This is a genomic window from Olivibacter sp. CPCC 100613, assembly GCF_036959255.1.
Taxonomy (GTDB): domain Bacteria; phylum Bacteroidota; class Bacteroidia; order Sphingobacteriales; family Sphingobacteriaceae; genus Olivibacter.
In genome coordinates this window covers 39,141-60,335 of record NZ_JAWMTI010000007.1, presented here as the reverse complement: position 1 = coordinate 60,335, position 21,195 = coordinate 39,141, and the positions used below count along the sequence as shown (strand labels likewise).

Below are 21,195 nucleotides of genomic sequence, written 5' to 3'. Positions count from 1 at the left end.
TTTGTGATAAAATTCTACTGCAAAGATGGCGATATTTAGTCATAAAGACGTAACTTTAGGTATCATAAAGACTGACAAGATTTACAGGCGAAAGAAATGGCGTAATTGTTGATAAAAGTTACATAAAGCGCTCAAAGTTTAATTAATAATTTTTATACATTAGAGCATTAAAAGAAAGGTACATACATTCATGGAAGCAAAATTCTCGCCACGCGTAAAAGACGTTATCTCCTATAGCAGGGAAGAAGCGCTTCGACTTGGACACGATTATATCGGCACCGAGCATCTCTTGCTAGGCCTGATCCGCGAGGGAGATGGTTTAGCAATCAAAATATTAAAGCATGTAGGAGTAGATACAGCCCGTTTACGTCGCTCGATTGAGGAGGCAGTGAAAGGGACCTCATCCACTTCGGCTAATCTTGGGAATATTCCGCTTACAAAACAGGCAGAAAAAGTGCTTAAGATCACTTACCTAGAAGCTAAGATATTTAAGAGCGAAATTATTGGTACTGAGCATCTATTACTTTCTATCTTAAGGGATGAAGATAATATTGCCTCTCAAATACTTCAGCAGTTCCATATCAATTACGATATCTTCAAAGCTGAGGTAGAGCAGAACAAAACAGAAATCACAGATCAGGCCGCCGGTTCTGCCGCGGGAGATGATGATTTCCGCGATGAAGATAGCTTTAGCCAACCTAAAAAAGTGTCAGATATTAAATCGAAAACGCCGGTGCTGGATAACTTTGGTCGGGATTTGACCAAGGCTGCAGAAGAAGGTCGTTTGGATCCGATTGTTGGACGTGAAAAAGAGATTGAACGCGTATCTCAGATTCTTTCACGTCGTAAAAAGAATAACCCCATTTTAATTGGTGAACCTGGTGTAGGTAAATCAGCCATTGCAGAAGGCCTGGCTTTACGCATCGTGCAAAGGAAGGTTTCTCGGGTGCTCTTTAACAAAAGAGTTGTCACCTTGGATTTAGCTTCCTTGGTAGCAGGAACGAAATACCGTGGTCAGTTTGAAGAGCGTATGAAGGCCGTGATGAATGAATTGGAAAAGTCTCCGGACGTGATTCTGTTCATTGACGAAATTCATACCATTGTCGGCGCAGGCGGTGCATCGGGCTCATTGGATGCCTCTAATATGTTCAAACCTGCTTTGGCACGTGGAGAAATTCAGTGTATCGGTGCGACTACATTGGACGAATATCGCCAGTACATAGAAAAAGATGGTGCCCTGGATCGTCGCTTCCAAAAGGTGATGATTGAACCTGCTACGCATGAAGAAACCATTGAGATTCTGAACCGAATCAAAGATAAATACGAAGAACATCATGCCGTAACTTTCACACCCGAGGCTATCGAGGCTTGCGTGAGCTTAACCACCCGTTACATTACCGATCGGTTTTTACCGGATAAAGCAATCGATGCTTTAGATGAAGCAGGTTCGCGTGTTCACTTAACGAATATCCATGTTCCGCAAAGTATTATTGATATCGAGGAAAAAATAGAAGATATCAAGGTAGAGAAGAACAAAGTGGTTCGTAGTCAAAAGTATGAAGAAGCGGCTAAACTTCGGGATACAGAGAAAAAGTTATTAGAAGAGTTGGATCGTGAGAAACAGGCTTGGGAGGCAGAAACGAAAACAAAACGTTACACGGTTACCGAAGATGATGTTGCGCAGGTTGTATCGATGATGACCGGTATTCCGGTTCAGCGAGTTGGACAAACAGATAGTCAAAAGCTATTAAATATGGCCGATTCGATGAAAGGAAGAATTATTGGTCAGGATGATGCCGTGAAAAAACTGGTAAAGGCGATTCAGCGTACGCGTGCAGGTTTGAAAGATCCGAAAAAACCAATTGGTTCCTTTATATTCCTAGGACCAACCGGTGTCGGTAAAACAGAGCTGGCCAAAGAATTGGCTCGTTTCATGTTCGACAGTGAAGATTCACTCATACAGATTGATATGAGCGAGTACATGGAGAAATTCGCTGTATCACGTTTAGTGGGAGCACCTCCGGGATATGTTGGCTATGAAGAGGGCGGACAGCTGACTGAGAAAGTACGTCGCAAACCGTATTCTGTAGTCCTATTAGATGAAATCGAAAAAGCTCACCCAGATGTGTTCAACTTGTTATTGCAAGTGTTGGATGAAGGACAATTGACCGATAGCTTGGGTAGAAGGGTCGACTTTAGAAATACAATTGTCATCATGACTTCGAATATCGGTGCGCGTCAATTGAAAGATTTCGGTCAGGGGGTAGGTTTTACCACAAGTGCCAAAGCTACCCAGGCGGAAACGCATTCGCGGAGTGTGATTGAAAATGCACTGAAGCGTGCTTTTGCTCCGGAGTTCTTGAACCGTGTGGATGACGTCATTGTCTTTAACTCCCTTGGTAAAGAAGAGATCTTCAAAATCATCGACATCGAGTTGAAGGCCTTGTTCACCCGTATCCAAGGTTTAGGTTATACCGTAAACTTAACGGAAGGAGCCAAAGAGTTTATTGCCGAGAAAGGTTTTGATAGTAACTTTGGCGCTCGCCCGTTAAAACGAGCTATCCAAAAATACTTGGAAGATCCGATCGCTGAAGAAATCTTAAAAGGGGACTTAGCGGATGGTGCTACGCTTGAGATCGACTACAACAAAGAAAAAGAAGAAATTGTGGTAAACGGATCGCATAAAAGTGATAGCAAAAAATCTGCAAAGCCTACGGATATCGAGAAGGAGCAGCATGAAGATGAAAAAGATGAAAGCAATAGCAAGAATTAATGCGCTCTTGTTTTAAAATAGAAAAAGCGTTACGCACTGCGTAACGCTTTTTTTGTTGGGGATTTGTTAAATCGTTGAGTAGTCGAATCGTTAAGTAGTGGCAGTAGCAGCTGCACGCGAAACGGTTTATGGGTGATCCCTTGCGAACTAAGGGATGGATACGCTATGGCGTGAAGTGATCTCATTGTACACTATCCGCTCGAAATGCTTTTTATTAAGTGTTTTTATAGGTAAGTTGTTAGCAATACAGGAAGCCGCGATGAATACAAAGATAACAAAATGAGGTGAAATTACGCTACTCACTATGCGTTGAAAAAGAGCATAATGCTACTCCCTGATTAACTACTCCCTATTCACTAAATTAAAATTATGGAGCGATTCTTGCTTAAACCTTTTCATGTTTTGTCACTCTAAGAAGTAGATACTCGTTGAGTGGTTGAGACGTTGAATAGGGAATTAGCTAATTAGTTAATGTGATAATGTTGGTACGAATAATGAATAACCGTTAACAATTAACTAGTCTAGTTAAGTAGTATTGCCCTTACGAACGCCGTCACCAATAACGAACAACCAAGAACGAATAACGAATGGCTGGCAACGAATAACCAGTAACGAACAACTAAAAACAAATAGCGAATGAAGAAGTATTTATTTTTTATGATTGCCTTGGTAGGTTTGGTAGGTATGAGTGGGTGTAAGAAGACGGAAGTCGTTGAGACTATTATGCCAAATCGAACATTTATTTATACGATAACGCCTGATGATTGGGGAGTTTCAGAGAATGGACTTAATATACAAGCGACTTTGCCAATAGCAGAATTAGATCGATATTACATAGAGCAGGGAAATGTAAGTGTAGCCATCAGTGAAGACGGTGAAAGTTCCTATGATATATTGCCTTCTACTTTTAACGGAATCGCATATTCTGTTCGTTATAGCGTGGGTCAAATAAATATATATGGCGAGGATCCAATTAACAATGGAGATTTCGAAGTCCCTATTCCTAACTACAATGTTGTATTCAAAGTAACATTGTCAGATGCTGACTATGTAGAATAATTGATTAACGCTCAGGAGAATCCTTACTCTCCTGAGCGTTAATCAATAACTAACGAGTCACCGGCACAACCCAAATTGTGTCAGGGCCTGTAGGTTCTCCTCTGCTAGGACGGGAACCTGGATCTCTAATTCTCATCACAGCTCGGTATGCATAATCAAAATCAATAAAGGTGTTGATAGCGAAATATGGAATACCATTAAATTCGGGAATATCGTTAATTGTCGCATTTCTAATCTGGACATAACGACTATTGCCTCTGGCATCCGGTCCCGATTTTTGATATTTAGCGAAACCTATTTTTTCTTTCTTAATCATTAATTCTATTCGTCTTAAATCATCAACTGTAATTGCTGTTCCTTTGGAGATAAAGAAATTCACTTCCCTAATCGTTCCGGTACGATCTGCAATGGCAAAAATTCTGAGCCGAGTACTTTTAAATACCTGTAGCTGCGTTTTTGAAAATAACTTGTTTAAAGGAGTAGTAAAGTGATTCGGGTAAAATTCACTGGTTCTTGCGAACTCGTTTCGCGTATCTGGATGTTTTTTGACTTCGGTATGTAGTATATTACTTGTATTTTGTATATATATACCACTTCCGCTTCCTATTTTTCTTAATTTATACACTGTGCCATCGGAAGCCGAAACCTGAGTCTTGTTTTCAAAAACGGATTGTGCTTTAACGTGCAAGCAAAAAAACATTAATGACGTTAAAAAATAAAAATATTCTTTTTTCATAACTTTAAAAACAATCAGCATCTTTTAATAAATCAAATAATATTTTTGGTTCTAAATTTGGATCCATTTTTAAAGTCTTATACTCTGGCGAGGCTTCGCCAAAACCATGAAGAAAGTAAAAATACTTTTCCCTGATCTGACTAAAGTCTCTCGGATATTGTGAACCACTCTCAGTTATATCTTCAAGCCACAATAAATATTCTTCATTGTTTCCTAACGCAAATTTTCCTGTTCTAAAAATTTTATTTGAATTAGCAGGGAAAATGCTCTGCCGAATATCAAATAAAACTTTAACCTCATATTCGATATTTTGGGCGCCAGGAATACCACTATCAAGATACTTCGTAGTTCCGCCATATTGGACATCCTGATAGGCATGAATAAGTTCTTCCATCATATTTGGAAGGGCCACTCCTGAATTGTCAGCCTTAACTGTTTCAGTACGAGGGTCATAAGCGGCTGGAGTCGACTGACCCGAATCTTCAATGAAATTTAGTTTCTTTTTATTAGTTGACAGTCGTGAAATAACAACTTTTCCTAAACAATCGTCTAATACCTCCTGTAATAATCGTTTTGTTGTCGCTCCCAAAGTGACTCCTTGTTTTACAATAGATTGTATGGCGTTTTGTACAGGTGAAGGTATCGTTCCTGTCCAGCCACCAGGCGGCATGGGAGGTATGGGAATATCTTCACATACTGGAAAGGAAGCGGTGTTCATCAATGCCCATTGAAAAAAAGGACAGCTGATTGGGGCTGGAGGCATGCAACCGCCATTGCTTTCTGTAGAGGTAATATAGGCTCCACCACTTGCACCACTATTAACACAAGAACCGGAATAGGTACAAACATATCGATCATAACATATTTGAATACTGCCTGGAATTCCTGTAGACATTATTTTTCTATCCGAGCTCATTCTTTGAACGCCGCTCTCAAAACTTGCGATGTTTGCGCTTCCGTAGTAATCTTGCACGATTACTTTTCCAGTAAATTCTGAGGTTGGTTTACTGAAAGAGTTTGTACTGTCTTTGTCGAAATATTTAGCTGTCAAAAATTCGAAAGAATTATCTTTTTCTTTTGCTATTAAAAAAGACTTGTAATTCATTTCTATTGGTTCTACTCCCTTTGACACATTATTTCGCCAAATTATCGGAATATAATAGAGCGTACTTCCCTCAGTAGAAAGATTAGCTGCTTTGTCCCATGCTAAATCTTGTTTGAATTTATCGGTTTTGGTTTTTAACTGCATTAGAGCAGTATCTAAGCGCTTAAAATAAAAATCTTGCTTGATCATTTCGATCTTTGAATGGCTTTGTTCAAGCTCTTGCAAGGTTTTTGAACAAGATACGATAACGGCTAAGAAAAGAAAAAATAGCAATGCATAGTAGATTTTTCTCATGTTATTCTAATGGAAAAAATAGCAATGCATAGTAGATTTTTCTCATGTTATTCTAATGGTCTAGATGGTGACAAATGTATAATTTAGAAGTTTATCTAGAAATATTTTTACACGAAAAGGTCTTTAGCTTACACAGAAAAATGTGAAATATTATTTTGCTGACTTCTTTTGTTAACTTTTAATCAACTCTACCATTTACTTGTCTATTTACTTACTTACTCTTTATCATCTAATCATTTCTTCCTCTCTTTTTCTGCCTTTGCTTTAATACGATTAATTTCGGTCTTCTTTTCTGAAAGTATGGTGTAAAACCATTCAGCTTCTCTTAGTGGTTGATGGTCAGGGCCGATGGCCGTTGCCTGATTTTTTATATACATTTCCTCATTAACGCAAAAAGCGTGTAAGAAACCGGCGGGATTCATTGTTTTTTCGCCAATCATTTTTCGTTGTTCTAGCCAGTCGAGTTGATAATAATGCAAAGAAAAATAGACAAATACCAAGGCTTCTTTCGGTAATTTTTTAAGGCATTTCCATTGTACATCAAAGGTAGCAGGCAGTGGGGGCTGTTCCATTTTTGATTTAACGAGCATAATTTCTTCCTGTGCCAATATTTGATATGCCTCCTGCGCATAGTCAATACTTACCAATGCTACCCGGAGAAAAGCTCCGGGACGGGGATTGATATTACGCTGCAAGAAGGGAATATCTTGCTTTGGTGTGAGCGCATTGATAGTGATCTCTACGGTACCGTCCGGCTGAACCGAACAGCGGGGAAAAGCATGCAAGGTTTTCTCAAAAGGAGCATCCGGATTGAATTGGAAACCGATAAAGGGGCTAGGGTCTATTTGATTTAGGTTTTTGTAGCCAGCGGCTTCGGGTAATTGAGCGATGCATTTTTGCATGATTGCATTTAACCTGCCCGAAACATACGGATCCATGTACTCAAAAAGCAAACTCCCTATTTGACGGATAATCTTGGTAGCATTGCTGCTGATACCAAATTCTTGTGCCGCAATGCGGGTATTGGTTGTTTGTTTTACCTGTGTCGGCATGCTTTGGATAATGGGTTCGTTGTTTAACTCCCGATAAATTGTATTTCCCATTTTTCCGGTCAGCCGTCCGTTTTTGTTAATTTTCGCCATAATTTATATATTCACTTTTAGCCAATGCTTGGCCGTTTTAATTATTACTCCAGACTTCTTCTTTTCCTCATACCAAGTCTATACTTGCCTCACGCCTTCTTCTCCTTTGTTACAGATAGCATCTATACTGTATCCAGGGTGAGTCCAGATTTTACCGTTAAAACCTGGACTCACCCTGGACTCAATGTGGACTTACCCTGGACTCACCCCGAAGAAGGTCCCTAACAAATGGCTACTTGGCTATAATTCAAAGAAATTTGCTGTTTTTAATAGGTATTGAAAGGAGCGTTATGTACTAAACGCGAAGACAAGATAATAATTTTTGGGTTAAATTGAAAATTTTAAGGTAATAAGCCTGTATAGCAGTAGCCTAAACACTCTCGTTAGAATGTACGTTTGCTTCTTCCACTATTGGCGGATAGCAAACACCTCCCGACTTAGTGCGTCGTTCACGCAGATTCAATACAATCAAAGTCAATACATCCAAGATCTTAAGCAGTCGATTTTTTGTTGCTAAATCGTCCTCGCTTAAGTTATCCGGAACATCAGGATGTAAATGGCGAATGATTCTGCTTTCAACCGTATAGATCTCTTGACGTACGTCTATATTATGATACAACTTGGATAATGTCTTTCTTAATTTTCTTTGTTCCTTCGCAGTCAGGTTTTTAGGCTTCCAGTAGTCCGCTTGTTCCTCCGGGACAGGGCACCGCAGAAAATCGATACTGTCAGGATCTAGCCAATCTTCGGGAAAATAGTCTGTTTGTAACAATAACCAGCCTGTTTCCAGTAGCCATCGTAAAGTAGAACGCAGATCTTTAGCTATCGTATTTATTCCCTCGCGTTTACATGAACAACTAACATATAACGCTAAAATATGCTGTCGTATATCGCTGTAATTTTTTTCATAAAAGACATCTCCAATCATTTCAAAAGGACTTGCGCTGCGATAGCCATTTACATATTCTGATGATAGATAATCCTCAATCAAGTGTCTATTTGGCGGAGGATAATCCATTTCCGCCCATTGATAACCTATGGTGCAAGCCTCATGCAATGCCAGCAATTTTTCATAGGTCTTTAACGGAGCACAGTCTACTCGCCAATCAAAAAAACTTTCATCCCCCGTCAAGCAAGATTTCCAATCGTCCAGTAAGTTAAGCCATGAAGACAGGCCCATTTCCGCAAAAAAATTCTTAAAGGCTAATGTAAAATTCTGGGCTTCCTCTCGAGTGAGATTGGAGAGGGGTTCCTTAAAATGAGCGAGGTGATGATTGAGTTTTTGATCATCTCTCGATCGATATTTTTTGGAGCAACGATAAGGGTTTTTATACCATTTGATATCTATCCAATCTTCCTTAAATTTTAAACGCTCTTTATGATGTAGGAAATAATGACATCCTTTCACCATTAGAATGAGCTTATCTAGTGTTTCGGTTAGTCTTGTCTTTTCTTTATCATCTTTCTTGCTACATGAAGTCATGGCCGTAAGCAATTCCCACAGTTTTTCGTTAAAGGACTCGAAAGTATCATAGCGAAAGGATTCAAAAATTCCGCCTTTCAGTAAAAACCAAGGTGTTTCATATACATCCTCGGGATTTGTTAAATATACGTTGTCCATCATTCAAATTTTTATTGGTTAATATTGGTTTTATGTAAATCTTGATTGATTAACGGCTGAATTGAGCAACCTTCATCAATACACAGTACCTGCATTCTCGGATTTCCTTTATAAAGTAATCTACTTCTGCTGAATAAGCTGGCATCCAACACTTCAGCCGATACCGAAGCCTGACCATCATCGTGCAAGTGAACGTGAGTGTCAGATGTTTCGAGTTCATTGCCATTATATAGGCCATGCTGATGAACCAATACTCGAGATATAAGCGTGTTGCCTTGTATTGTGGCCTTTCCCCGTTTAATTACCGTACAATCGAACACGATTGCATTTATATTCAAGTCTATTTCTCCCTGCTGGATAATAATACCAAGTTTTTCCACCTGAAATTCTCCTTTGTTCGCAATGTAGGCTTTGTCAAGAACATGGATACCATTGAGATTAGTACACGTAACCTGTACTTTGGGATAGTGGTCACTTAGTAACAGAAAGCCATCATGCATCGGCTTGGTTTGGATGATTAATTCGCCATTCTCAACAGGGTAATCAATCCATTCAGCCGTATCTTCGGTTTCTTCCACATGGAGAGTATACGAATTATCCTGATGTAAAGAAATCTGGCATCGCGTAAGGACGCGGATAGTGTGAAAAGGAGGTAAATTGTTCATGATTTTTATCTGTTAGTATTTTTCAAGTACTGATATATCGTCCTGCCGTGTACTCCACATGAAATCATACAGCAGATCTTCCACGTTGACCTCAAATATGGCACAGAGCATCCTAAGGTTACTTGGAATTGTTAACTTGATATTGCTATATTTTGTAGAATACATTTCATCGATGTCAGCGTATTTACTGTACCTGTCTACCGTGACAATTTTGTCTTTCTTCTTTTTCATATTATCATTTATTTTGGTTTAAGCAAATGAACGCAGTATCATCCACGTACCGAACCAAAACAGCTTGTATAAAACAAGATTTATTAGTATTACACAAATAAGCGCTTGTATAATACCATCTTGTCAATTTTTGTGTCTTGAAAGCTGAATATTTGTTAACTTTGAGATTATGAGTACAACTAACGCAACAAACCATATTGGTAGAAAAATCAGCCGTATCCGCGAACTTCGCGGTATGAAGCAAGAAGCCTTAGCTATAGAATTAGGGGTAAGTCAGCAGACGGTTTCCAATATGGAAAAAAGTGCTGCAATTGAGGCTGATCTACTAGCTCAGGTAGCGAGCATTTTGGGTGTTACTACAGAAGCAATTGAGAATTTCAGCGAAGAAGCTGTGTTCAATATTATAAACAATACATTTCAAGACAGCAGTTCAAATAATAACAATTACTTATGTACAATCAATCCTCTTGATAAAATTGTTGAATTATACGAACGACTTCTTGATGCCGAAAAAGAAAAAAATGCCTACTTGGGAAAACTACTAGAAGAACGAAAGGATTAACTCTAAATGCTAGTACTACTTACTTTTGCAAGAACTCATGGGCAGGCATTACCTGTATGACTTTTCCTTCTTTTTCAAAGCGGTCGTTTTGTTCTAAGGTTACTAGCGCACCTTCTTTTTCGTCAAAAAAGGTGAGTGCTTCAAATAAGCCATTTAGTTCTCGGTTTAAGTTGTCTTGATTAAGCTGCCAGCAAACTTGCACGGCTTGTTGAAAGGTTCCTCGATTAAAAACGATAAAATCACATTCACCTCGCTCCGAAAAATAATAGATTTCTTTGTGTTTTCTACGAAGGTGCATGTATATTAAATTTTCGAATTTGCGTCCCTGATCTTCTGTGAAAGCGGTTGAAACTAGGTTAATCATGCCTGTGTCAATCGCATAAACTTTGCGAGGATTAACCAATTGTTTTCGTTGAGAATAACTAAACTTTGGAACAAAATACATTAAGTATGCATACTCCATGTGTGCAAGATATTCGCTGATTGTGTTGGTGGAACCAAGTTCAAATAATGATTTTAGCCTGTTGGCAGAAATAGGTTTAGAGACATTTGATATTAGGTATTGCGCTAGTCGTTGCAAGGACTTAACGTCACGGACACCGTAACGAACAGCTATATCTCGTATTAAGATGTCATCGAAAAGCTGTTGCAAATTTTCGGCTTGTCGCGTTTTTACATAAGCAGGAAAACCACCAATGGTTAAGTATTGGTGTACACTATCTGTATTGGCTTGTAAATTATTAAAAGAAGCAAATTCGGTATAAGAAAAAGGAAAAAGCTCCTTGCTGATATGTCTTCCTGTTAATTTAGTCCCTAACTCTTTACTTAATAAAGAGGCGTTTGAACCAGTAATGACTACTTTATATTGCTCATCTAATTTTTGACGGATATAACGCTCCCAATCAGGGATAACCTGCAATTCGTCAAATAATAGTACTTGCGAGCTACTCGCTTTGATAATAGCATCTAAGCGTACAAAATCCCCAAGTTCGAACTCGTAAAGGCGAGGGTCCTCGAAATTAAGATATAGTGCATCATTATATTTTTTCTTTAATAATTGGAACAGCAAAGTGCTTTTTCCACTTCGACGAATTCCAGATACAATTAATGCATGGGTAGATAAATCAGGGAGTATTTTTAGTGCTTCTCGATACAAACCTGGATCCATTTGGACCAAACTTTCTCTTTGAGCATTTATAACGTCCTCTATTGTGCTTTGTGCTAGCATAATAATACAAATATAGATAGTTTACATTAGTAATGCAAAAAAGTGTTCGTTACTAATGTAAATCATTGTTCACTACTAACGAACACTTTTGGATGAACGGAATTAATTTTGAAGAGAGGAGGATTGACGTTTTTAAGCCGCGGCTCGTGCAACCACTGCTGTTACAATTAACCCATAAAAAAAAGCAACGGAACATTCCGTTGCTTTGGTTGAAAAATATGATCATTGAACACTTATCCTTCAATACCGAATTTCTCCAAAATAGTGCTGGTAACACCGGTAGAAGAATATCCACCATCGTGGTATAAATTCTGCATAGTCACCATCCGTGTCAAATCAGAGAACAAAGTGATACAGTAGTCTGCACATTGTTCTGCGCTGGCATTCCCTAAAGGCGACATGGCATCGGCAAAATCAAAGAAGTCGCCAAAGCCTTTAATACCTTGTCCGGCAGTGGTTTTGGTAGGTGACTGTGAAACGGTATTAACACGTACTTTTTTAGCGACGCCGTAATGATAACCGAAACTTCTTGCAATGGATTCTAAGGCTGCTTTAATATCGGCCATGTCATTATAGAAAGAATAGGTACGTTGCGCGGCAGCATAAGTTAAGGCTACCACACTGCCCCATTCGTTTATAGCGTCCAATTTCATCGCTACTTGCAGCATTTTATGTAAGGATAGCGCGGATACGTCCATCCCTTTTTGGAAAAAGTCGTAATTAGCTTCTGTATAAGGGATACTTTTCCGTACGTTTACACTCATACCGATTGAGTGCAATACAAAATCGATCTTGCCACCTAAAATCTCTTGTGATTTGGTGAATAGGTTGGTTAAGTCGTCTACACTGGTTGCGTCTGCAGGAATGATCTCCGCACCTGTTTTCGAAGCCAATTCATTGAGTTCTCCCATGCGCATAGCAATTGGAGCGTTGGTCAATACAAATGTAGCACCTTCTTCATGTGCTTTTTCGGCTACTTTCCATGCAATGGAACTGGAATTTAATGCGCCGGATATAATACCTCTTTTACCTTTCAGTAGGTTGTATGCCATATCGGTTTGATTTATTGTAAACTGTATTTATATAAGGGGGTAAAATTACATTTTTTTTAACAACTCGCTAGCATGTTGTAATGCCGTTTCTCCGGGTTTACTACCACTTAGCATTTGGGCAACTTCTACCACACGCTCTTCCTCGCTTAATTTACGCATATTGGTACGTGTCACATTTCCTTCGTCTGCCTTATAGACCTTATAATGTGCATTTCCTTTCGACGCGATTTGAGGGAGATGCGTAATGGCGATGACTTGCATGTGTTCGGCCATTTCTTCCATAACGGTACCAACCTTTAAAGCGACCTCACCTGAAATACCGGTATCAATCTCGTCAAAAATGATCGTTGGTAATGCCGAGCTTTTGGCAATGAGTGATTTAATGGCCAACATGAGTCTTGACAATTCGCCGCCCGAAGCTACTTTATTAAGTGGTTGTGGTATTTGTCCTTTATTCGCGGTAAAAAGAAAGCGCACGCTATCACCTCCTGATGATCTTAAGGAAGCCGATTTTTCCAGTTCAATTTGCAGTATACTATTTGGCATCCCGACTTCTGTTAGCACATCAATTACCGCTTTTTGTATTCGTGGGACCGCTTTTTGCCGATTCATACGCAATGCCTCCGCTAATTCTTCGCTTGTTTTGCGAAGCTGATCACTTTCCTTCTTGAGCTTCTCAATTTCATCATCATTTGATGAGAGTTGCGCGAGCTTATCTGCGAGCTCTTTTTGTATGGTCAATAGCTCGGCAAGGCTGCTTACATGATGTTTTTGTTGTAATTGATAGAGCAGGCTCAGTCGATCATTCACCTCCGTCAGCCGTCCTTCATCAAAAAGTATATGTTGTTCGGTACGTTCGAGCTCATCCGCGATGTCTCTTATTTCAATGAGGGCGCTCTGCAAACGCTCGCTTAATTCATGCAGGTCGTTCACATAACGTTCGGCTTGTTGTATATGCTGCCCCGCTTCCTTGAGTGAATGAATAACGGGTTGCTCCTGTTCATTTAGTAGAAAATTGGCTGCCAATAGCGAACGCTTGATTTCCTCGGCGTGACTTAACTGATTTTGTTCCTTTTCTAAGGTTTCCTGTTCATCCGCAGCTAGCTTCGCTGCAGCTAATTCATCGTACAAGAACTGGTGATAATCCGCCTCGCTTTGTGCCTGTTTATTCGCCTCTATTAATTGTTGAAGTGTTAATGTGAGTTGTTTATACTTTCGATAAGTCTCTTGATAGTTCTTCAAAAGTGAGGTGTTTTCTCCCACACTATCAAGGGTCATGAGTTGGAAATCTTCAGTGTTGATCTCTAGCGTAGCATGTTGCGAGTGGATATCGATCAGGTGCTCACCCAGTGCTTTAAGGGTTGTAAGGGTAACCGGCGTATCATTTATAAATGCTCGAGATTTTCCATCGGCACTTATTTCCCTGCGAAGAATGGTTTCAGGTTCATAATCCAGATCCTCTTCTTCGAAAAAATCTGTTAGGTTGTATTCCTCGATTTGGAAAAATCCTTCGATGATACATTTCTGTGCCTGATTGTAGAAATATTTGCTTTCAGCGCGCTGTCCTAAGATAAGCGATAGCGCACCCAATATGATGGACTTTCCCGCCCCGGTTTCCCCTGTCAATATATTAAGTCCGGAGGAAGGACTGATATCAAGTTCGTCTATTAGGGCATAGTTTTTTATTAATAAGCGCTTAAGCATTTGTATCGGATCGTGAGATTTAGAGACTTTTAATTGTTTCGTATTTGTTGCTATTCCCGGGGTCTGCCTCCGCTAAGATGTTGATCGCCTTTGCTTTTTCGGGTCCGGTTAAACCGCCGATCAAATTCGCCAATTCATCCGATTTAGCGGTAAAAAAAGCTTGATTGTACATCGCCCCTTGCACCATGCGATCTACTTTAGCTAGCAAGGGTAATAGATCAATCAGGGTACGTTTCGATGCATTTTGGTTATCAGCCATTTTATCGAGCACTTCTAAATGATAGCGATAGGAAAAGCTACGCAACGGTTCATAATTATTGTCGAGCATATTATTTACCAACCAGAAACGATTGTTCATACTTTCGATCGACTTCCAACCGGTAAAATTAGCTGTTTGTGCATTGTTTACCACATTTTGCGCGAGCGTATAATAGGAAGTTCCTCCCTTTTCGCTGAACGAGTCTGCATCTAGCCCCACGATAAGATAGGCGTAATAGGCTAACAAAGAGGTAATATTGCTTAGATACTGCTGCGAAGAAAAATCCAATGGTTCTCCTTCTGTATAGGTGAAATCGAAGTTTTTATCAGATAGGGTAAGAACAGGACTGTTATACGTCGTATTATAGACGGGTCTTGTTGAAATGATTTGCGCTTCGGCTTTGTAGTTGCTGCTCCCATCCCATTCTTTTACCGTAATGACCAAGCTACAGTCGATACGTTCTTCAGGTAAGATTTGTTGATTACTCCATTTCTTATTGTTAAGAAAATCGGTCATTGCCTGCTGTAAAACATCAAAAGCACGCTTATTGGTCGCTTGGACTTGCGGTGATAGGATCTGAACCCGTGCATTTAAGTCCTGCGCCCAAATTGGTGCGAAAGACAATAAGCTGAAGAGAAGAAAAGAAACAAAAGTTCTTGTCATAAGATACGTGATTAGCATCAAAGGTACGTAATAAGGTAAAATTAAAAATTAAAAATTAAAAATCCTGCTATCGCAACACGTAACGGGTAACTCAGAACTTTAGTATTTAAATTCAGGTTATTACTTTTGTAGAATAATCTGAAAGGTATGATGAGTTTACGAATAAGTTTTTGGTACGGTTTTATAGGATGTTTGTCTGTTTTTTCATTGCAAGGGTGTGCGATGGCTACACAGCAAGAAGGCCCCTTGACAGCCAAACAATATCAGCAGAAAATAGATGAGGGATCAAATGACGCTATTCAGTTAATTGATGTGCGGACCCCGGAGGAATTTGTGGATGGACATCTGGAACATGCACATAATATCGACATAAAAGGGGAAAATTTTAAAAGCGAGCTCGATCATCTTGACAAGGAAAAACCTGTTTTTGTATATTGTCTGGGAGGTGGTAGAAGTGCAAAAGCAGCTGCGACATTGAAGGAGCGCGGATTTACGCAGGTATATGATTTAAAAGGGGGGATTATGGCTTGGAAGAATGCAGGCCTGCCTGTAACCCCTGCTGAGAAACCGGTAAAAAAAGATTTGTTCACCAAAACAGATTTTGATAAAATCCTGCGTGAAAATAAGGTTGTGTTAGTGGATTTTTATGCCGATTGGTGTATTCCATGTAAGGAAATGGAACCCTCGTTAAAAAAGTTGGCTACACAGTATAAGGATCGGGTATTGATTTATCGGTTGAATATCGATCAAGCAAAGGCCTTAACGAGTGCTATGAAAATTGAAGGCATACCTGTTTTTCATCTTTACAAAGAAGGGAAATTGGTGAAGGAAGCCCAGGGATTTCAAAGCGAAGAACAGTTGAGAAATTTAGTAGAAACGTTGTAGATTGCAATAAAAAAGGGAAGCGTTACGCTTCCCTTTTTTATTGCAATCAGGTACTAAAAATTAGCCCCCGCTTTGTCCCACCAAAGGCGCGTTCCACCATTGTCGGGTCCACCTAAAAGCTGGATGGCTTTTTGAACCTCTGCAGCGTTCGTATTGTATTCGTTCTGAGGGAAAGGTAATCTTCTGATCTGTATGTCGGTATCGATCAGGCCACCGCTGTTATTAACAACAACCGGGAAAATTTTCGGATAGCCGGTCCTTCTAAATTCACTCCAGGCTTCCTGACCTTCGGGGAAGATTGCCAACCATTTCTGTGTAATGATACGTTCCAGTTTTTCTTCGGACGTTGCACCTTCATTCCATTGTACTGCTATGTTGCTTGGTGCCGCGGCATTGTTCCGGCTATTCTGCGGATCGACATAAGCAACAGGCGTATTCGTGTTGTTCTGTATATAGGCGTTTGTTCCCTGTACACCCCATTGTGCAAAGGAACTTTGTATGCCCTGCTCATAAAGAGATTGTGCAGAACCTCCTGCATTTGCCCATCCACGCAATGCGGCTTCCGCTCTTAAGAAGTATACTTCAGCGGCGGTCATTAACACCGGTGCGGTGCTCGCTGTAAATGATGGCGTGCCATCATTGATATTAAGGGAAGAATAGCCCAGGTAGGCATCTTTTGTCAATCCGGCTGCTCCCACCCGAATACCTTTATATTGCCCGGCAAGGCCTTCACCGGTTGCTTTATCCATGTATTTAGCGATACGGGGGTCTTTGTAACCGAGCATGTACGATTCCAGTGAAGCGTTGATGCGGGTGTCTCCCCAGTTTTTAGCAATAAAATAAAGCGGATTGGAAAAGTTCGCACCCGATGGAACAGCGATCCGGAAATTGTCTGCATTGTTATCGATGATACCACCATTGGCAGGATCCAGCGCTTTTTCAGCCTCACTTTGCGCAAGCTGCGGGTCGGCTTTTACGATACGCATCGCAAGACGTAATCGGAGCGAGTTGGCCAGACGCAGCCATTTTTGAAAACGCGTTCTGTTATCAACTCCTTTGTAAACCAGATCTGCCTCTTCGATATTTGCGGGTACTTGCGTGGTATCTGTACCGCTATTAAAAGCTACCAATAAATTACGTGCCGTATCGAGTTCCAGGAATAAGCGTTTATAGATATCTTCCTGGCTATCGTAAGGAATGCTTCCGGTTGTACCAACAAGGCTGTAAGGAATGGGACCATAAATATCAGTAACCCGGCTGGTTGCTTCTGCTTTTACAACAAGAGCGGCCGCCCATACGACAGGATAGGTTTCTGCCAGGCCATTGTTTTTAAGTTTGTTCAATGAGTTCAGCACGTTTACGTACAGCACCTTGAAAGGTTCACCGTTCCAGCTGTTCACCATCGCGTAGTTAAGGTTATTCTGTCCGCTGTTAAACGGTGTGGGCGACATAAAATAGCCGCTGTACACATCTGCATTTAAATTTTGCTGAACTTGGTAGGAGTTCGGATCACCACCGGCTGAAAAATTATAGATGGATAGCTGAGCCTGACGAAAGAAAATTTCCAGGTCTTGGCCATTGGGTTTCAAGTCTTCGTCTGAAACACCGGTATTATTGGTGTTTAGATCCTCAAAATCTTTTGTACAGCTGCTAAAACCGATTGTCAGGGCTGCAAGAAAGATGATATATTTATGTTGAATTTTTGTTGTTTTCATTAGAAGGTTGCGTTTACTGTTAAACCATAACTGCGTGTTGCCGGCATCATAAAGATATCCAATCCGCTCAGCGTGTTACCTGTCGACATCGTTACTTCAGGATCAAAAGGCGCCTTTTTGTAAAAATAGATGAGGTTTCTTCCTACGGCTGAAACTTTCAGGTTCTTGATAAAGCCTTCTTTCAACGGAATATCGTAGCCAAGTGTAAGTTCCCGTAAACGAACCACCGTACCATCGTAAATATAGTTGCTGGTTACCGGTCCGATACCGCCTGTTGAAGTGTACCATACCTGTGGGTCGATGGTATTCACTGCATTTCCCTGTGGATCGACACCATTGATGGGCACACCACCGGCTAAACGTGCGTCACCGCTCGCTTTTGATACACCATAGCCGTCCATGACCGATTGGGTTATCGATAGCACATCATAATTGAACTTTCCATCAATTAAGAAGGATAGCGAGAATTTTTTGTAGTTTAAATTGTTGTTCCAGCCCATTTGCCAGATTGGATTGGCATTGCCAAGCTTCGTATAGGCTGAGTTTTTCAGTGGTACACCATCCGCACTGATCATGATTCTGCCCTGATCATCCCGTTGGAAATCCTGGCCATAAATATCGCCAAAGGAACCACCTACTTCAAATTTAGAAGCAAAGTTATTTCGCCCTTCACCTGTCAGTGCAAATTCCTGAATGTTATCAGAAAGTTCGATGATCTTGTTCTTATTATAAGAATAGTTCAGGCTCGTTGTCCAGTTGAAATTCTCGGAACGGATCGCATCGAAGCTGATGAGTGCTTCAACGCCCTGGTTCTGGATATTTCCTGCGTTGATAGCATAGGTGTCGTAGAATGAAGCCTGACTGGCGGCGATCTTAAAGAACTGATTTTTTGTATTCGTTTTGTAATAGGTTAAATCGACACCCAAACGACTGTCAAAGAATTTCCATTCGGTACCGATTTCCAACGAGTTGGTGATTTCCGGTTTCAGCTCTTTCAGAAACGTAGTGGTGTTCATACCAATGACACCATAAGGATTCAAGGTATTTAATAGGTAGGTGGTATAGGGAGGAAGGTCATTTCCTACCTGTGCATATGAACCACGGATTTTTGCCAGGTTAATAAAATCCGGGAAGTTAAGTTTTTCATTCAAGGCAAGCCCCAACCCAACGGATGGATAGAAGAACGAGCTGTTATCAGTAAAACTTAAGGTGCTTGACCAGTCGTTTCTTGCAGTAAGATCCAAAAATACCCAGTTATCATACGAAAGATTGGCACTGGCAAAGATTGACTGCAATTGTCTTCTATTTCTCGCCAAGGTGCTGATGTTAGGTGTTTCAGAATTTTGCATCGTAAACACATTAGCGGTTGATAAGCCGGCTGTTCCGCTATTATAATTGGAACCTTCTGTTTTCCAATCCGTAATGCTGGTCCCCACTACACCGGTGATACCCAGCTTATCGCCCACTTGAAAATTCATATTGGCGATCAAATCGGCATATTGTTGCGTAATGGTTGTATTGGTATAGTTGTAAGCACCTCCGGGACGGGCAAGTATGTTATGCGTACCGGCATATATTTTGGTCTCATAGACTTCGCTTGTTCGGTCGAGACTTCCACGTGCCTGGATGGAAAGCCAAGGTGCAACCTTGTATTTGGCACTGGCATTCAACAATAAGCGATTTCTATTCGAATAGTTCTGGTTACGATTAACGATCCACCATGGATTCTGCTGGGTCGTTTCACTGTCCGAAAGGAATGGCCAATTCTGATCATTCAGGTTTTGCTGTGAATTGAATTGCTCGAAAGTACGATAAGGTGCGATATCCATGCCCCGTGGAAATAAATACAGCCCTACCATTGGATTAAAATAGAAACCTGTTTGCGGTGCATTATCCAATTTCTGAGCGATATAATTGGCGCCGGCCGAAACCTGCAATTTGTCGTCCAGGAAATTGGCCGTTTCTTTGAAATTCAGATTGTGTCTGCTCAGATCATTATTGGGCTGTATACCCTTGGCTTGTGTGTTTGCATACGAAAAGTAAGTCTGCATTTTTTCGTTGCCACCGGATAGACTGAGGGAATTTGTTAAATTCGTTCCTGTCCGTAAGAATTCGGAGACATTATCATATTTCTTGCCATCTGTTGCCGCTCCCCAGCTATTGAGAGAAGAAGTGTTGGAAACGCCGTCCATTCCCTGACCGAAGCTATTCTGGAATTCAGGGGTGTAAGCCGCCCGATCTATTAAGGCACTGGAAGAAAAGTTAATGACCGTTCGGCCGGATTTGCCGGATTTGGTGGTGATTAAAATGACCCCATTTGCTGCTTGGCTACCATACAGCGCAGCCGCTGAGGCACCTTTTAAGACAGATATGTTCTCTATATCCTCGGGATTGATCGTAGAAATGGGGTCGCCAGGATCGCGTTCCCCTCCGAAGACATTCCCCGGTTGCGTGCCGGTGGTGCTGTTATTAATGGGAACACCGTCGATTACATATAAAACCTGGTTATTCCCGGAAGCTGATTTATTACCGCGAAGTACCACTTTGGCAGATCCGCCCGGACCGGAAGAGCTGGGGGCTATATTGACACCGGCTACTTTACCGTTCAATGTATTGATCAGGTTCGGGCTCTTTGCTTTATTCAATTCGTCTGCACCTACCTGCTGTGTGGAGTAGGTGAGTGATTTCTGCTCCCTGTTGATACCCAAGGCAGTAACAACAACGCCTTCAAGTTCTTGCGCTGATGCGGTTAAGCTTATGTTTAAGCTTGCTGCCTGTGCATTGATTGGCATGGTTCTACTGTCATAGCCGATCGAACTAATGCTTATAGACGTTGCATTTTCGGGTACGCTGAGCTGAAATCTACCGTTCACATCGGTTGATGTTGCTATATTGGTACCTACGACTTTAATAGTAGCCGCAATAATGGGTGACTGATCCTGTGCATCCGTAACAGTCCCGGTAAGTTGTTTTGTTTGTGCAAATGCACTTAAGTGGTGCATCATTACCATCAAAATCGCACAGAATAACGACTTTGACGAACACAATCGTTGATTTTTGAGTTTCATCAGAATATGTTATTTTAAAATGGTGATGAACTTCAACCGATCAAGGAAATATTCTTGACGGGTTGGTACATCGTTGTTAGTTTATGATATAAAAGTTCTATTCGGTAAAAGCACGTTTCACCGCTTAGTTTCCTCTTCCGTAACAGAACAAGGATAAAATATATCACAATCTTAGGTCTGAAGATTTATTGCCTCAAGGGGAGGGGGATTCTTTTGAGGAATAAATGATGGGTGGTAAGAAATTGAAAAATGTAAAATGGTTTGTTGTCGGTTGGTTGCCGGCAGCAGGTAGAGATAAAATTGGGTAAATCTCAGTTTTGAAAAATAGTTAGCCATGTGTGATAATAAAACGCCATACATAATCTTTTCGCTCAACAATATTCGTTCGCGCAGAAAGAAACCTATGAAAAGTAAAATGTGTTTGTTTTAGTAT

Annotated in this window: 15 protein-coding genes; 4 read left to right on the top strand and 11 right to left on the bottom strand. The window is 40.7% G+C overall.

Going from position 1 to position 21,195, the window contains the following annotated elements; translation table 11 throughout:
• Positions 1-190 precede the first annotated feature (190 nt).
• Together RYH73_RS19760 and RYH73_RS19755 are read left to right on the top strand one after the other, a co-directional pair.
• Entirely contained in the window at positions 191-2,773 is a 2,583-nt protein-coding gene (locus tag RYH73_RS19760) for an ATP-dependent Clp protease ATP-binding subunit (RefSeq protein ID WP_335315207.1), read from the top strand.
• Positions 2,774-3,409: 636 nt separating this feature from the next.
• Complete coding sequence (locus RYH73_RS19755) at positions 3,410-3,832, top strand: hypothetical protein (RefSeq protein WP_335315206.1); 423 nt, start codon at positions 3,410-3,412, stop codon at positions 3,830-3,832.
• 49 nt (positions 3,833-3,881) lie between these two features.
• Here RYH73_RS19755 and RYH73_RS19750 read toward each other — a convergent pair whose 3' ends face one another.
• The 5 genes from RYH73_RS19750 to RYH73_RS19730 form a co-directional block, all read right to left on the bottom strand.
• Entirely contained in the window at positions 3,882-4,568 is a 687-nt protein-coding gene (locus tag RYH73_RS19750) for a hypothetical protein (RefSeq protein ID WP_335315205.1), read from the bottom strand.
• Between the two features lie 4 nt (positions 4,569-4,572).
• Entirely contained in the window at positions 4,573-5,967 is a 1,395-nt protein-coding gene (locus tag RYH73_RS19745; RefSeq protein ID WP_335315204.1) for a hypothetical protein, read from the bottom strand.
• Positions 5,968-6,200: 233 nt separating this feature from the next.
• Positions 6,201-7,109, bottom strand: coding sequence for a hypothetical protein (locus RYH73_RS19740; protein ID WP_335315203.1), 909 nt, complete (start codon positions 7,107-7,109; stop codon positions 6,201-6,203).
• Between the two features lie 370 nt (positions 7,110-7,479).
• The gene (locus RYH73_RS19735; RefSeq protein ID WP_335315202.1) at positions 7,480-8,733 is read right to left on the bottom strand and encodes a hypothetical protein; all 1,254 of its coding nucleotides are present in this window, start codon (positions 8,731-8,733) and stop codon (positions 7,480-7,482) included.
• A gap of 8 nt (positions 8,734-8,741) precedes the next feature.
• Complete coding sequence (locus tag RYH73_RS19730) at positions 8,742-9,395, bottom strand: GIN domain-containing protein (protein ID WP_335315201.1); 654 nt, start codon at positions 9,393-9,395, stop codon at positions 8,742-8,744.
• A 400-nt stretch (positions 9,396-9,795) separates the two neighbouring features.
• Between RYH73_RS19730 and RYH73_RS19725 the strand changes: the two genes are divergently transcribed.
• Positions 9,796-10,188 (top strand): helix-turn-helix domain-containing protein, encoded by a 393-nt coding sequence (locus RYH73_RS19725; RefSeq protein ID WP_335315200.1) that lies wholly within the window; start codon positions 9,796-9,798, stop codon positions 10,186-10,188.
• Positions 10,189-10,207: 19 nt separating this feature from the next.
• On the opposite strand, the gene RYH73_RS19720 is transcribed toward RYH73_RS19725, so the two are convergent.
• The 4 genes from RYH73_RS19720 to porD all read right to left on the bottom strand — a co-directional run bounded on the left by RYH73_RS19720 (position 10,208) and on the right by porD (position 15,094).
• Complete coding sequence (locus tag RYH73_RS19720) at positions 10,208-11,416, bottom strand: ATP-binding protein (protein ID WP_335315199.1); 1,209 nt, start codon at positions 11,414-11,416, stop codon at positions 10,208-10,210.
• A gap of 233 nt (positions 11,417-11,649) precedes the next feature.
• Complete coding sequence (locus tag RYH73_RS19715) at positions 11,650-12,468, bottom strand: enoyl-ACP reductase FabI (RefSeq protein ID WP_013663709.1); 819 nt, start codon at positions 12,466-12,468, stop codon at positions 11,650-11,652.
• Positions 12,469-12,513: 45 nt separating this feature from the next.
• On the bottom strand, positions 12,514-14,172 hold the full coding sequence (gene recN, locus RYH73_RS19710; RefSeq protein ID WP_335315198.1) for a DNA repair protein RecN: 1,659 nt from the start codon (positions 14,170-14,172) through the stop codon (positions 12,514-12,516).
• A gap of 19 nt (positions 14,173-14,191) precedes the next feature.
• Positions 14,192-15,094 carry a type IX secretion system protein PorD gene (gene porD / locus RYH73_RS19705; protein ID WP_335315197.1) on the bottom strand — a complete coding sequence of 301 codons (903 nt, stop codon included), beginning with the start codon at positions 15,092-15,094 and terminating at the stop codon, positions 14,192-14,194.
• Positions 15,095-15,241: 147 nt separating this feature from the next.
• Between porD and RYH73_RS19700 the strand changes: the two genes are divergently transcribed.
• Positions 15,242-15,979, top strand: coding sequence for a thioredoxin domain-containing protein (locus RYH73_RS19700; RefSeq protein WP_335315196.1), 738 nt, complete (start codon positions 15,242-15,244; stop codon positions 15,977-15,979).
• Between the two features lie 53 nt (positions 15,980-16,032).
• On the opposite strand, the gene RYH73_RS19695 is transcribed toward RYH73_RS19700, so the two are convergent.
• Together RYH73_RS19695 and RYH73_RS19690 are read right to left on the bottom strand one after the other, a co-directional pair.
• Positions 16,033-17,694 carry a RagB/SusD family nutrient uptake outer membrane protein gene (locus tag RYH73_RS19695; RefSeq protein WP_335315195.1) on the bottom strand — a complete coding sequence of 554 codons (1,662 nt, stop codon included), beginning with the start codon at positions 17,692-17,694 and terminating at the stop codon, positions 16,033-16,035.
• Positions 17,694-20,762 carry a SusC/RagA family TonB-linked outer membrane protein gene (locus tag RYH73_RS19690; RefSeq protein WP_335315194.1) on the bottom strand — a complete coding sequence of 1,023 codons (3,069 nt, stop codon included), beginning with the start codon at positions 20,760-20,762 and terminating at the stop codon, positions 17,694-17,696. The genes RYH73_RS19695 and RYH73_RS19690 overlap by 1 nt, the downstream gene beginning before the upstream one ends.
• Positions 20,763-21,195: the final 433 nt, after the last annotated feature.

Bases quoted from the DNA above. Each gene is read 5' to 3' on its own strand.
- RYH73_RS19760 (WP_335315207.1), top strand. From the start codon at position 191: ATGGAAGCAAAATTCTCGCCACGCGTAAAAGACGTTATCTCCTATAGC.
- RYH73_RS19755 (WP_335315206.1), top strand. From the start codon at position 3,410: ATGAAGAAGTATTTATTTTTTATGATTGCCTTGGTAGGTTTGGTAGGT.
- RYH73_RS19750 (WP_335315205.1), bottom strand. From the start codon at position 4,568: ATGAAAAAAGAATATTTTTATTTTTTAACGTCATTAATGTTTTTTTGC.
- RYH73_RS19745 (WP_335315204.1), bottom strand. From the start codon at position 5,967: ATGAGAAAAATCTACTATGCATTGCTATTTTTTCTTTTCTTAGCCGTT.
- RYH73_RS19740 (WP_335315203.1), bottom strand. From the start codon at position 7,109: ATGGCGAAAATTAACAAAAACGGACGGCTGACCGGAAAAATGGGAAAT.
- RYH73_RS19735 (WP_335315202.1), bottom strand. From the start codon at position 8,733: ATGATGGACAACGTATATTTAACAAATCCCGAGGATGTATATGAAACA.
- RYH73_RS19730 (WP_335315201.1), bottom strand. From the start codon at position 9,395: ATGAACAATTTACCTCCTTTTCACACTATCCGCGTCCTTACGCGATGC.
- RYH73_RS19725 (WP_335315200.1), top strand. From the start codon at position 9,796: ATGAGTACAACTAACGCAACAAACCATATTGGTAGAAAAATCAGCCGT.
- RYH73_RS19720 (WP_335315199.1), bottom strand. From the start codon at position 11,416: ATGCTAGCACAAAGCACAATAGAGGACGTTATAAATGCTCAAAGAGAA.
- RYH73_RS19715 (WP_013663709.1), bottom strand. From the start codon at position 12,468: ATGGCATACAACCTACTGAAAGGTAAAAGAGGTATTATATCCGGCGCA.
- recN (WP_335315198.1), bottom strand. From the start codon at position 14,172: ATGCTTAAGCGCTTATTAATAAAAAACTATGCCCTAATAGACGAACTT.
- porD (WP_335315197.1), bottom strand. From the start codon at position 15,094: ATGACAAGAACTTTTGTTTCTTTTCTTCTCTTCAGCTTATTGTCTTTC.
- RYH73_RS19700 (WP_335315196.1), top strand. From the start codon at position 15,242: ATGATGAGTTTACGAATAAGTTTTTGGTACGGTTTTATAGGATGTTTG.
- RYH73_RS19695 (WP_335315195.1), bottom strand. From the start codon at position 17,694: ATGAAAACAACAAAAATTCAACATAAATATATCATCTTTCTTGCAGCC.
- RYH73_RS19690 (WP_335315194.1), bottom strand. From the start codon at position 20,762: ATGAAACTCAAAAATCAACGATTGTGTTCGTCAAAGTCGTTATTCTGT.